The organism is Cellulomonas sp. B6, from assembly GCF_001462455.1.
Classification (GTDB): domain Bacteria; phylum Actinomycetota; class Actinomycetes; order Actinomycetales; family Cellulomonadaceae; genus Cellulomonas.
Genome location: NZ_LNTD01000122.1, coordinates 1 through 12,357, shown reverse-complemented (window position 1 = coordinate 12,357; position 12,357 = coordinate 1). Strand labels below are relative to the sequence as shown.

General features: G+C 75.5%; 11 protein-coding genes. 8 read left to right on the top strand and 3 right to left on the bottom strand.

Annotated features, from left to right (window positions below; all coding sequences use genetic code 11):
• The coding region (locus tag ATM99_RS11555) for a PspC domain-containing protein (RefSeq protein WP_223305023.1) at positions 1-572 on the bottom strand (572 nt) is incomplete at its 3' end.
• Between the two features lie 148 nt (positions 573-720).
• Between ATM99_RS11555 and ATM99_RS11550 the strand changes: the two genes are divergently transcribed.
• The 5 genes from ATM99_RS11550 to ATM99_RS11530 all read left to right on the top strand — a co-directional run bounded on the left by ATM99_RS11550 (position 721) and on the right by ATM99_RS11530 (position 7,470).
• Complete coding sequence (locus tag ATM99_RS11550) at positions 721-2,052, top strand: ATP-binding protein (protein ID WP_062103067.1); 1,332 nt, start codon at positions 721-723, stop codon at positions 2,050-2,052.
• Positions 2,049-2,702, top strand: a complete 654-nt coding sequence (locus ATM99_RS11545) for a response regulator transcription factor (protein ID WP_062103066.1) — start codon at positions 2,049-2,051, stop codon at positions 2,700-2,702. The genes ATM99_RS11550 and ATM99_RS11545 overlap by 4 nt, the downstream gene beginning before the upstream one ends.
• A gap of 165 nt (positions 2,703-2,867) precedes the next feature.
• Entirely contained in the window at positions 2,868-3,215 is a 348-nt protein-coding gene (locus ATM99_RS11540) for a hypothetical protein (RefSeq protein WP_062103065.1), read from the top strand.
• Between the two features lie 69 nt (positions 3,216-3,284).
• Positions 3,285-5,816 (top strand): DNA helicase PcrA, encoded by a 2,532-nt coding sequence (gene pcrA / locus ATM99_RS11535; protein WP_062103064.1) that lies wholly within the window; start codon positions 3,285-3,287, stop codon positions 5,814-5,816.
• 82 nt (positions 5,817-5,898) lie between these two features.
• Positions 5,899-7,470 (top strand): OmpA family protein, encoded by a 1,572-nt coding sequence (locus ATM99_RS11530; RefSeq protein WP_150118266.1) that lies wholly within the window; start codon positions 5,899-5,901, stop codon positions 7,468-7,470.
• An 8-nt stretch (positions 7,471-7,478) separates the two neighbouring features.
• On the opposite strand, the gene ATM99_RS11525 is transcribed toward ATM99_RS11530, so the two are convergent.
• A complete protein-coding gene (locus tag ATM99_RS11525) occupies positions 7,479-8,147 on the bottom strand; it encodes a uridine kinase (RefSeq protein ID WP_062103062.1) in 669 nt (222 codons plus the stop codon).
• A 146-nt stretch (positions 8,148-8,293) separates the two neighbouring features.
• Here ATM99_RS11525 and sucC point away from each other — a divergent pair, with 146 nt between their 5' ends.
• The 3 genes from sucC to ATM99_RS11510 all read left to right on the top strand — a co-directional run bounded on the left by sucC (position 8,294) and on the right by ATM99_RS11510 (position 11,894).
• A complete protein-coding gene (gene sucC, locus ATM99_RS11520; protein WP_062103061.1) occupies positions 8,294-9,472 on the top strand; it encodes an ADP-forming succinate--CoA ligase subunit beta in 1,179 nt (392 codons plus the stop codon).
• Between the two features lie 30 nt (positions 9,473-9,502).
• A complete protein-coding gene (gene sucD / locus ATM99_RS11515; RefSeq protein ID WP_062103060.1) occupies positions 9,503-10,393 on the top strand; it encodes a succinate--CoA ligase subunit alpha in 891 nt (296 codons plus the stop codon).
• Between the two features lie 139 nt (positions 10,394-10,532).
• The gene (locus tag ATM99_RS11510) at positions 10,533-11,894 is read left to right on the top strand and encodes a DUF6350 family protein (protein ID WP_190278825.1); all 1,362 of its coding nucleotides are present in this window, start codon (positions 10,533-10,535) and stop codon (positions 11,892-11,894) included.
• Between the two features lie 23 nt (positions 11,895-11,917).
• On the opposite strand, the gene ATM99_RS19345 is transcribed toward ATM99_RS11510, so the two are convergent.
• Positions 11,918-12,357, bottom strand: a 440-nt coding sequence (locus ATM99_RS19345) for a hypothetical protein (protein WP_062103059.1), incomplete at its 5' end; no start/stop codon positions are given.

Sequence of the window (12,357 nt, the reverse complement as noted above, 5' to 3'; positions counted from 1 at the left end):
GGCACGGGGGCGCCCGGGTACGGGTGCGTCGGCTGCTGCCAGGGCGCGCGCGCCCGGTGCCGGCGCTGCGTCGCCGTGATGACGAGCACGAGCATGCCGATCACGAACACGAGCCACAGCAGGCCCGCGAGCGGGCCGCTGCCGTCCCAGAACCACCACCAGCCGTCGCCGCGTGCCAGGCCGATCACGACGAGCACGAGCGAGCCGAGCAACGTCGGGTCGGTGTCGCCGGCCAGCAGGCGCTCGAAGAGGATGCGGCCGTCGCGGGCGTCGGGCAGCAGCGCCCACGCGACGCCGTACAGCAGGAAGCCGAGCCCGCCGAGCAGGAACGACACGGCGAGGACGCCGCGCACGATCAGCGGGTCGACGCCCAGGCGCTCGGCGACGCCGCCGGCGACGCCGCCGACCCAGCGCTCGTCGGTGCGGTACAGCCCCGTGCGGCGCACACCCGTCCAGAACGACGAGGGAGCGCGGTCCGCGGGGGGCGTGGTGCCCGGCTGGGGGCCGGGGCCCGTGCCGGGCGTCGTGCCCGGTGCGCCGGTGCCGCCACCGGCGGGAGTCTGCGTGTCCATGGCTCGATCCTGACGCGGCCGCCACCCCGGGCACATCGGGGACGACCCCTGAGGGGACCCTGGGACGCACCCCCAGATCCGGTGCGGCGCCCCTGAACCTCGGCCGGGGTGCGTGCCGCGGCCGGTGCGGGCGTGTGACGATCGGTGCGTGACCACCGCCCCCGCCCCGTTCGGCGCGCCCCCGCGCCCGGTGCCCGCGCCGCGCGTGCGCCTGCCGCTGCGCCGACCCGAGCAGGGCCGCTGGTTCGCGGGCGTGGCCACGGGCCTCGCGGCGCACCTGGCGCTGCCGGTGGCTGTCGTGCGCGTCGCGCTCGTGCTGCTGGTGCCCGTCGCCGGCACGGGTGCCGCGCTGTACGTCTTCTGGTGGCTCGCGGTGCCCGTGGGGGACCCCGCGGCCGTCGCGGCCGCCGCCCGGCCCAGCACGCTGCAGCGGCTCGCGCGCCGCCAGCCGCTGCGCGCCGACGGGCGTCGTGTGCCGTGGGCCGAGCTCGCGCTGGGTGCGCTCCTTGTCCTCGCGGCCGGCGTGCTCGTGGCGATGCGCCTCGGTGCGCAGATCGACGCCGCGTGGGCGCTGCCCGTCCTCGTGGTGCTGCTGGGCCTCGCGCTGGCCTGGAGCCAGCTCGACGCCGTGCAGCGCACGCGGGGCGACGGGCGCCGCGTCAGCGTCCTGCGGCTCATCGGCGGCGGGCTGCTCGCGGGGGCGGGCGTGCTGCTCCTCGCGGGACAGGTGGTCGGACGCGGCGTCGAGCCCGTGCTGCTCGTGCAGTCGGCGGTCGCGGGGCTCGCGGTGCTGCTCGGCGTGGGCCTCGTGCTCGCGCCGTGGTGGGTGCGGCTCGTGCGCGAGCTCGGCGACGAGCGCGCGGCCCGCGCGCGGGAGGCCGAGCGCGCCGACATCGCGGCGCACCTGCACGACTCGGTCCTGCAGACCCTCGCGCTGATCCGCGCGCGCGCCGACGAGCCCGTCGAGGTCGCGCGCATGGCCCGCGCGCAGGAGCGCGAGCTGCGCGAGTGGCTCTACGACGACCGGCACGAGCCCGGCACGTCGCTGGTCGCGGCGCTGCGGGCCGTGGTCGCGGAGGTCGAGGACTCGCGGTCCGGGCCCGGGGGCGAGGCCGTCGCGGTCGACGTCGTCGTCGTGGGCGACCGCGTCCCGGAGCCCGACACGCTCGCGCTGCTGCAGGCGACGCGCGAGGCGCTCGTCAACGCGGTCGTGCACGGCAGGCCACCGGTCTCGCTGTACCTGGAGGCGGGCCCGCAGCTCGTCGAGGTGTTCGTGCGCGACCGCGGCGAGGGCTTCGACCTGGACGCGGTCGGTCCCGACCGGTTCGGCGTGCGGGAGTCCATCATGGGTCGCGTACGGCGCCGCGGCGGGACCGCGCGCGTCACCAGCAGCCCCGAGCGGGGCACGGAGGTGCACCTCGCGATGCCGGTCGGTCGTGGCGGGTCCGGGGTGGACGAGGACGAGGAGCGCAGCGCGTGAGCGAGCAGGTCGACGTGGTGCTGGTCGACGACCACCACATGTTCCGGGCGGGGGTCCGTGCCTCGCTCGACGCGCGCGTGCGGGTCGTGGGGGAGGCGGCCGACGTCGACGAGGCGGTCCGGGTGGTGCACGAGCTCGCGCCCCCGGTCGTGCTGCTCGACGTGCACCTGCCGGGCGGCGACGGCGGCGGCGGGGCCGAGGTCGTGCGGCGCTGCGTCGACGTGCCGGGCACGCGGTTCCTCGCGCTGTCGGTGTCGGACGCGTCGGAGGACGTCGTGGCCGTCATCCGGGTCGGTGCGCGCGGGTACGTCACCAAGAACATCGACCCGCAGGGCCTGTCCGACGCCGTGCTGCGCGTGGCCGGGGGCGACGCGGTGTTCTCGCCGCGGCTCGCGGGCTTCGTGCTCGACGCGTTCGGCGCGGCCGCGGGCGACGTCGCGACCGGCGACGACGAGCTCGACCGGCTCTCGGCGCGCGAGCGCGAGGTCATGCGGCTGATCGCGCGCGGGTACACCTACCGCGAGGTCGCGGGGGAGCTGTTCATCTCGGTGAAGACGGTCGAGACCCACGTGTCGGCGGTGCTGCGCAAGCTGCAGCTGTCGAACCGCAACGAGCTGACGCGCTGGGCGGCGGCACGCCGGCTGCTCTGAGCGGGCCCCGGGCGACGTCGAAGGACACCGCCGCGGTCCACGGACAGCGGCGTGCGTCTGTCCGTCGAGCCGGGGCCCGTCCGTCGGTGCGGCACGTGGTGGGTCTCACGTGCCGAGGACCTCGTGAGCGATCTGACACCGTGTCAGATCGCCTAGGGTGGGGTCATGGACGTGGTCTACGGAGCTCTCGTGGTGCTCCACCTGCTCGGGTGGGCGATGGTGTTCGGCGGCGTGCTCGCCGGGATGAAGGGCGCGACCCTCAACCCGGGGGCGTTCCACGGCGTGCTGACGGCGCTCGTGACCGGCATCGTGCTGGTCGGGCTCGCGTCGTCCGGCGTCGCGGGGCACGAGCCGAACAACGTGAAGATCGCCGTCAAGCTCGTGGTCGCGCTGGGCGTGACGGCGCTCGTGGTCGTCGGACGTCGTCGTCCCGAGGTCGTGACGCGCGGCTACCTCGGCGGGATCGCCGGGCTCACCGCCCTCAACGTGGCGATCGCGGTCCTCTGGCGCTGACGCGCGTGACGCCGGCACGGCGGGCGCCGTCCCGCCGTGTCGGTGGCGACGCCTAGGGTGGGTGCTGCCATGACCTCGCTGTTCGACTCCCTGCCCCTGTTCGGCCCCGCCACCACCCGCTCGCACGCGGGCGAGTCGTCGGGGCTGCCGCTCGTCGTGCCGCCGCGCGGTGACGACGCCGGCGCCGACGAGCCCGCGCCTGCCGACGAGGCACGCGCCGCCGCGCTCCTCGACGGCCTCAACCCCCAGCAGCGGGCGGCCGTGCTGCACGCCGGGGGCCCGCTGCTCATCGTCGCGGGCGCCGGCTCCGGCAAGACGCGCGTGCTCACCCACCGCATCGCGCACCTCCTCGCGACGCGCCGCGCGCGGGCCGGCGAGATCCTCGCGATCACGTTCACCAACAAGGCCGCCGCCGAGATGCGCGAGCGCGTCGAGCAGCTCGTCGGGCCGTCGGCGCAGCGCATGTGGGTCTCGACGTTCCACTCCGCGTGCGTGCGGATCCTGCGTCGAGAGGCCGCGACGCTCGGGCTGCGCACGAGCTTCTCGATCTACGACCAGGCCGACTCGCAGCGCCTGCTCACGCTCGTGGCGCGCGAGCTCGAGCTCGACCCGAAGAAGTTCCCGGCGAAGGCGCTGGGGCACAAGATCTCGGCCCTCAAGGACGAGCTCGTCGACCCCGACGCCTACGCCGCGAGCAACGGCGGCGGGCGCGCCGACGACTTCGACACGGTGCTCGCACAGGTCTACACGCGCTACCAGCAGCGGCTGCAGCAGGCCAACGCGATGGACTTCGACGACCTCATCATGCGCACCGTGCACCTGCTGCAGGCGTTCCCGCAGGTCGCCGAGCACTACCGCCGCCGGTTCCGGCACGTGCTGGTCGACGAGTACCAGGACACCAACCACGCGCAGTACGTCCTGGTGCGCGAGCTCGCCGGCGTCGGCGCGGGTGACGGCGGGACGGGCGGCGAGCACGGCGGGATCGGGCGCGGCGAGCTCACGGTCGTCGGCGACGCCGACCAGTCGATCTACGCGTTCCGCGGTGCGTCGATCCGCAACATCCTCGAGTTCGAGGCCGACTACCCGGACGCCACGACGATCCTGCTCGAGCAGAACTACCGCTCGACGCAGACCATCCTCTCGGCCGCCAACGCCGTGGTCTCCAAGGTGCCGGGGCGCCAGCCCAAGCGGCTGTGGACCGACTCGGGCGCGGGTGCGCAGATCGTCGCGTACGTCGCCGACGACGAGCACCAGGAGGCGCGCTTCGTCGCCGAGGAGATCGACCGTCTCGGCGACTCCGACGGCGTGCGCCCCGGGGACGTCGCGATCTTCTACCGCGCGAACGCGCAGTCCCGTGCGCTCGAGGAGGTGCTCGTGCGCGTGGGCCTGCCCTACAAGGTGGTCGGCGGCACGCGCTTCTACGAGCGCAAGGAGATCAAGGACGCGATCGCCTACCTGCGCGCGATCGCGAACCCCGACGACGACGTCAGCACGCGGCGCATCCTCAACGAGCCCAAGCGCGGGCTGGGGGAGCGCTCGGAGTCGATGGTCGCGGCGTTCGCCGAGCGCGAGCGGATCTCGTTCGGCGCGGCGCTGGGCCGGCTCGACGACGTCCCGGGCCTCGGCACGCGTGCGGTGACCGGGCTGAGGGCGTTCCAGGCCATGCTCGACGAGCTGCGCGACCTCGCCGCGTCGGGCGCCGGTCCGGCCCAGGTGCTCGGTGCCGTGCTCGACCGCAGCGGCTACCTCGTGACGCTGCGCGGCAGCGACGACCCGCAGGACGGCTCGCGCGTCGACAACCTCGCCGAGCTGCACGCGGTCGCCTCCGAGTTCGAGCAGTCCGAGCCCGAGGGCTCGCTCACCGACTTCCTCGAGCGCGTCTCGCTCGTCGCCGACTCCGACCAGATCCCCACGCCCGACGGCGCGGACGCCGCCGAGGAGGCCGCGGCGGCCGCAGCCGCGGGGGTCGTCACGCTCATGACGCTCCACACCGCCAAGGGCCTGGAGTTCCCGGTCGTCTTCCTCACCGGCATGGAGGACGGCACGTTCCCGCACATGCGGTCGCTGGCCGACCCCGACCAGCTCGCCGAGGAGCGGCGCCTCGCGTACGTCGGGCTGACGCGCGCACGGCAGCGGCTGTACGTCTCGCGCGCCGCGCTGCGCACCGCGTGGGGCGTGCCCAACGAGTTCCCGCCGAGCCGGTTCCTCGACGACATCCCCGAGGAGCTCGTCGACTGGCGGCGTCGCGAGTCCGCGACCTCGCGCCTGCGCGGCGGGTGGGGCTCGGGCTTCGGGTCGGGCGGCGGGCGGGGCTCGTCGTCCTCGTGGTCCGAGCGCGGGTCGTCCGGCTCGGCGAGCGGTCCCGTGCGCACCGAGCGGCGCGAGCCGCTGCCGCGCACCGGGGCGTCGTTCGGGTCGGCGACGCCGCGCGGCGACGTGCCCGACCTGGACGTCGGCGACAAGGTCACGCACGACGCCTACGGGCTCGGGACCGTGATCGCGCTCGAGGGTGCGGGCCAGAACGCGGTGGCGAAGATCGACTTCGGGACGCACGGCACGAAGCGTCTGCTGCTGCGCTACTCGCCCGTCACCAAGCTCTGACCGGCGCACGTCGCTAGGGTGTTCGCCGCCGCGGGCGCCGGACGAGGTGCGGCCGCGGGACGGGACGACGGACGGAGCACGGATGCGCAGGTCGGCTGTGGTGGCGGGTGCGGTGACGCTGGCGGTGCTGCTGGCCGCGTGCACGGGCGGTGACGCGGTGCCGGGGCCGACCACCTCGTCGACCGCGACGGCCTCGGCCGCTGCCGCGGCGCAGGTCGAGCCCGTGGTCGTCGAGGCGCTGCTGGGCGGCGAGCAGGTCGCCGTCGAGGTGGGGCCGTTCGCGCTGCACGGCGACGTCGGGGTGCTGCGGATCGCCGCGCCGACCCCGCCGTCGACGCTGAGCCTCGCGCTGTGGCACGTCTTCGACTTCCGCGCGAGCCCCGGCCCGAACGGCGTGCGCCTGGTGGATGCCGACGCCGGCACCGTCACGTCCGTGCTGACCACGACCGGTGATCGCCCGCTCGCGACCGGCAACAGCTCTCCGGGCGGTCCGCGCACCGACGCGGCGGTCGCGGCGGCCGACGGCGCGGAGGTCGTCCACGCCGCGTTCCCGGCGGTCGACGACGACACGGTCGACGTGCTCCTGCCGCAGGTCGGCTGGGTGCGGGACGTGCCCGTCGTCGCGGCCGAGGCGGCGGGCGACCTCACGGTCCCGCCCTCCGAGCTCAGCGACCAGCCCGCGGGCGAGGCGGTGACGGCGCCCGTGGAGACGTACACCGAGGCGCTCTCCGGGCAGGTCCGCACGCGCCGGACCGCGGACGAGGTCGAGGTCGCGGTGTCGTCCGACGTGCTGTTCGCGTTCGACTCCGACCAGCTCGCACCCGAGGCCGACGCGGCGCTGCAGAGCGCCGCCGCCCAGGTCGCCGCGCACGGGGGCGGGGACCTCACGGTCGTCGGCCACACCGACGACCAGGGCGACGAGACGTACAACGTCGACCTGTCGCAGCGTCGCGCCCAGACCGTCGCGACCCGGCTCGGGGAGCTCGTCGACCTGTCGGCGTTCGACCTGGCGGTCGAGGGGCGCGGCGAGAGCGAGCCGCTCGTCGTCGGGACCGGCGACGCCGAGCGCGCCCTCAACCGGCGCGTCGCCCTCGTGCTCGTGCCGTCGTCCGACGCCGCCGAGACCGCCGAGGTCGTCGTGGACGCCGGTGCCCTGCCCGACCCGCAGGGCGCCGTGGCGACCGGCGCCACGGGTCTCTCCGTCGTCGACGGCGACGCGACGTTCGACGTGCGGCTGCCCGAGGTCCGGCGCGTCGGCCGGTACCTCGTCGGGGCGCTCGAGGTCACGAACACGGGTGCGACGGACCTCGCGCTCGGCTCGCTCGCGGTCGGCGCGTGGGACGCGCGCGGCTCGTTGGACGCCGAGCTGCAGTTCGCCCCGACCAACGTGACCCTGGTGTCGGGCGGCACGCGGCTCTACCCGGTCGACTACGTCAAGGACGCGGAGCGCGGGGCGCGCGACCCCCTGTCGGACCGGATCGTCAACGGCGTCGCCCCCGGCACGGTGCGCACGGTGACCGTGGTCTGGCCCGACACGGGCGAGGACGTCGTCACGCTCGACGTCGCGCCACGGTTCCACCCCGGCAACGCCGAGCTCCGCATCGCGGGACGCGCGCCGTTCCGGCTCACCGACGTCCCCGTCGTCGAGGACTGAGCCCCGGCTCAGGCTCCTCGCAGCACCCGCGGCCGGGTCGGGTCGGTGTTGTCCACGACGACGTCGGCGCGGCCCACGGGGTCGTGCTCGGCCAGGTAGAGGGCCTGCCCCCGGCGGTACCGCGCGTTCGCGGGGTGGTCGGGGTCGGGCGGGCACCCGTCGCGGACCGCCATGCGCGCGTACGTCACCTCGAACGGCACCTCGAGCCAGACCGTGACGTCCCAGCGCTCGGCGAGCTCGGTGCGCTGCAGGAAGATCCCGTCGAGCACGAGGACGGTCGTGCGCGGCACCGCGCGCCACGGCAGGCCCGGGTCGGCGTCCGTGCGCACGTCGTGCACCGCGGTGCGCACGCGCCGGGGGCCGCGGTGGCCCGCACGCAGCGGGTCGAGCAGCACGGCGCAGAACGCGTCGAGGTCGTACGAGTCGCGGTAGAACCCCTCGGGGCTGGTCCGCCCGCGGCGGTAGCGCTGGGCCGCGGGTCGGTGGAACCCGTCGACTGACGCGCGCAGCACCGCCGCGCCGCGGTCGGTGAGCGCGTCGCCCAGCGCGTCGGCGAACGTGGTCTTGCCCGCGCCGTCCACGCCGTCGACGGCGACGAGCACCGGCCGGTCCAGCGCGTCCGCGGCGGGGACGACGGCGGCGACCCGGTCGAGCACCGCCCGGCGGGAGTCGGGCACGGGACGACCGTAGCGAACCGGACCGCGGCGACGTGACCCCGCCCACAGTCTCTTGATGTCGAGGGACCTCGGTCCCGGCGATACGATCACTGCGGCGACGCGGCCGCACCGGGCCGTCGCGGTGGTGACGAGAGGAACCGGACCAGGTGGACCTGTTCGAGTACCAGGCACGTGACATCTTCGAGAAGCACGGCGTGCCCGTGCTCGGCGGCATCGTCGCCACGACCCCCGACGAGGCCCGCGCGGCGGCGGAGCGGCTGCTCCCGCCCGAGGGCGGTGTGGTCGTGGTCAAGGCCCAGGTGAAGACGGGCGGCCGCGGCAAGGCGGGCGGCGTCAAGATCGCCCGGTCCGCCGACGAGGCCGCCGAGAGGGCCGGCGAGATCCTCGGCATGGACATCAAGGGGCACACCGTGCACCGCGTGATGATCGCTGCCGGTGCGCGCATCGCGCAGGAGTTCTACTTCTCGCTGCTGCTGGACCGCGCCGAGCGTCGCTACCTCGCGATGTGCTCGGTCGAGGGCGGCATGGAGATCGAGCAGCTCGCGGTCGAGCGCCCCGACGCCCTCGCGAAGGTCGCGGTCGACCCCCGCACGGGCATCGACCAGGCGAAGGCCGACGAGATCGTCGCCGCCGCGGGCTTCGCGCCCGAGCTCGCGCCGAAGGTCGCGGACGTCCTGCAGAAGCTGTGGACCGTCTACCGCGAGGAGGACGCGACGCTCGTCGAGGTCAACCCCCTCGTGCTCACCGAGGAGGGCGACGTCGTCGCGCTCGACGGCAAGGTCACGCTCGACGCCAACGCGGACTTCCGCCACGCCGAGCACGCCGAGCTCGAGGACGCCGCCGCGGCCGACCCGCTCGAGGCGCGCGCCAAGGAGAAGGACCTCAACTACGTCAAGCTCGACGGCGAGGTCGGCATCATCGGCAACGGCGCGGGGCTCGTCATGAGCACGCTCGACGTCGTCGCGTACGCCGGCGAGGCGCACGGCGGCGTCAAGCCCGCGAACTTCCTCGACATCGGCGGCGGCGCCTCGGCCGAGGTCATGGCCGCGGGCCTCGACATCATCCTGTCGGACCCGCAGGTCAAGTCGGTGTTCGTCAACGTGTTCGGCGGCATCACGGCGTGCGACGCGGTCGCCAACGGCATCGTCGCGGCGCTCGGGATCCTCGGCGACGAGGCGTCCAAGCCGCTCGTCGTGCGCCTCGACGGCAACAACGTGGTCGAGGGCCGCGCGATCCTCGCGCAGGCCGCGCACCCGCTCGTGACGCTGGCCGAGACGATGGACGGCGGGGCCGACAAGGCCGCCGAGCTCGCCCACACCGCCTGAGACCCCCGACCAGAGAGAAGCAGACACACCATGGCGATCTTCCTCACCGAGGAGTCCAAGGTCATCGTCCAGGGCATGACGGGGTCGGAGGGCCAGAAGCACACGACCCGCATGCTCGCGTCGGGCACGCACGTCGTCGGTGGCGTGAACCCGCGCAAGGCCGGCACGTCGGTGACGTTCCCGCACGGCGACGGCACGGTCGACGTGCCCGTCTTCGGCTCGGTCGCCGACGCGGTCGCGCAGACCGGCGCCGACGTGTCCGTGATCTTCGTGCCGCCGGCCTTCACCAAGGCCGCGGTCGTCGAGGCCGTCGACGCGGGCGTCCCGCTCGTCGTCATCATCACCGAGGGCGTGCCGGTGGCCGACACCGCCGAGTTCTTCGCCTACGCGCAGGACAAGGGCGTGCGGCTCGTCGGCCCCAACTGCCCGGGCCTCATCAGCCCCGGGAAGTCCAACGTCGGCATCATCCCCGCCGACATCACGGGCCCCGGTCGCATCGGCCTGGTGTCGAAGTCGGGCACGCTGACCTACCAGATGATGTACGAGCTGCGGGACTTCGGGTTCTCCTCGGCCGTCGGCATCGGTGGCGACCCGATCATCGGCACGACCCACATCGACGCGCTCGCCGCGTTCGAGGCCGACCCCGACACCGACCTCATCGTCATGATCGGCGAGATCGGCGGCGACGCCGAGGAGCGTGCCGCGGCCTACATCCAGGCGAACGTCACCAAGCCGGTCGTCGGCTACGTCGCGGGCTTCACGGCGCCCGAGGGCAAGACCATGGGCCACGCCGGTGCGATCGTGTCCGGCTCGTCCGGCACCGCGCAGGCCAAGAAGGAGGCCCTCGAGGCCGCCGGCGTCAAGGTCGGGAAGACCCCGTCGGAGACGGCCGCACTCGCGCGCGAGATCCTCTCCGCCTGACGCACCACCGAGAGCGGCGACCCGGACCCGGGAGGTCCGGCTCGCCGCTCTCGTGCGTCACGGGCCGCGGGACCACGCAGGGCCGACGCGCCGGGTCCGGGTGCCACCGCCCGGCCGGGGGAGCGGCGACCATGGGCGGGTGCCCACCCCCACCGGTCCCGTCCCCACCACGGGACGCGTGCGCCGCGTCCTGCAGGACGACCCGCGCCCGTCGTTCTTCACGTCGGCGATCGACGGCGCGCCGCGGTGGGCCGTCGGTGCACTGACCGCCCTGCAGGGGGCCGCGCTCTCGCTGCTCGTGGTCGCGCTGCCCGCGGTCGCGGTGTTCGTCGCGACCTCCGCCGACCCCGCGAACGCCGACGTCGCCTGGACCCGGGCGGTCGTCGTGGCCGCGAACCTCTGGCTGCTCGCGCACGGCGTGCCGGCAGCCCTCGGCGGTGCGGTCGTCTCGGTCGTGCCGCTCGGGCTCACCGCGCTCGCGGTGTTCACGTGCTACGCGTCGGCGCGCCGCTCGGGCCACGCCACGCGCGGTGCCGCGCTCGCGGGCGTCGGCGCGTACACGCTGCTCACGGTGCTCGTCGCGCTCGTCGCCGGCGCCGACGCAGGCGGGGTGCTGCGTGCGCTGCTCGGCGGGGTCGTCGTCGGGACGCTCGGGCTGGGGGCCGGTCTGCTGCGCCGCCCCGAGGCCCCGTCGTGGTCACGGCTTGTCGCCCCGTGGCGCGACCGGCTGCCCGGCGGTGCCGCGGTCGGTCTGCGGGCCGGGCTGCTCGCGACGGCCGGCCTCGTCGGCGTCGCGGCGGTCGTGACCGTCGTGTGGGTGGCGTCCGGTCACGCCACGATCGCCGAGGTCGTCGCCGGTCTCTCGCTCGACGCGGTCGGCGGGGTCGTGCTCGCCGTCGCGGAGCTCGCGTTCGTGCCGAACCTCGTCGTGTGGGCGCTCGCGTGGGTCGCCGGGCCGGGGTTCGCGGTCGGTGCCGGCACGCGCTTCGCCCCCGACGACGTCGTCGCCGGCCCGCTGCCCGCGGTCCCGCTGCTCGGTGCGCTGCCCGACGCGGGCGGTGGGCCGCTGCTCGCGGCGCCCGCCCTCGTGCTGGCCGTCGGCGTGCTGGCCGGCCTGGCGCTGCACCGCTGGTCGACGCCGACGCGGCCGCGCGACGTCGCGGTGTCCCTCGGTGTCCTGGCAGGGACGGTGGGGGGCCTGGTCGCGGTGCTGGTGGCCGCGGCGAGCGGTGCCGTCGGCCCCGGCCGGATGGCGCACGTCGGCGCGCACGTCGGCCTCGTCGCGCTGCTCGTGGCCGCCGGGACGGGCGTCGCCGCCGCGTGCGTGTGCGTGCCGTGGGACCCCGAGGTGCGTGCGGCGGTACGACGCCGGCGCGAGCGCCGGCGTGCGGGTGGCGACGCGGTGTCGCCGTCCCGCGCCGCGGCGACGTCCGAGGCGGCGCCGACGTCCGGGACCGGCGCGGTGCCGACCACGGACGGCCCCGTCACCGGTCCCGCCTGAGGTCGTCGGCCGCTCGCGACGGGTCAGCCCCGGCGGCCGACCAGCGAGCCGACGCGGTCCTGCACGGCCTGCTCGAACTGCGACTGGCACGCGCGCTGCGCCTGCTGCGTCAGCGCGGCGCCGCTGCAGCCCTGCAGGTCGCGGACCGCGTCCACGTAGAGCAGCGACTGCCCGCTGAGAACCGTCCACAGCAGCGAGGCCGCGATCAGCACGACCGCGAGCCCGACGACCTGACCGCGGGCCCGGGCCCGCGCGGCCCGCACCACGGCGACGATCGCGAACGTGAGGCTCGCGACGGCCGTGACGGGAGCGAGCAGCAGGCCGGGGAACGGTGCGCTCATCAGCAGCACGCCGAGCAGCAGCAGGCACGCGCTCCACACCGCCGCGCGCGTCGCGCGGGCGACACCGGCCGGGTCGGGCGGCGCCGGAGGTCGGGGCCCTGGCGGCTGCTGCCAGCCGCCGT

Excerpts from the sequence above, each read along its gene's own strand:
- sucD (WP_062103060.1), top strand. The coding sequence starts at position 9,503 with ATGGCGATCTTCCTCACCGAGGAGTCCAAGGTCATCGTCCAGGGCATG.
- ATM99_RS11530 (WP_150118266.1), top strand. The coding sequence starts at position 5,899 with ATGCGCAGGTCGGCTGTGGTGGCGGGTGCGGTGACGCTGGCGGTGCTG.
- pcrA (WP_062103064.1), top strand. The coding sequence starts at position 3,285 with ATGACCTCGCTGTTCGACTCCCTGCCCCTGTTCGGCCCCGCCACCACC.
- ATM99_RS11540 (WP_062103065.1), top strand. The coding sequence starts at position 2,868 with ATGGACGTGGTCTACGGAGCTCTCGTGGTGCTCCACCTGCTCGGGTGG.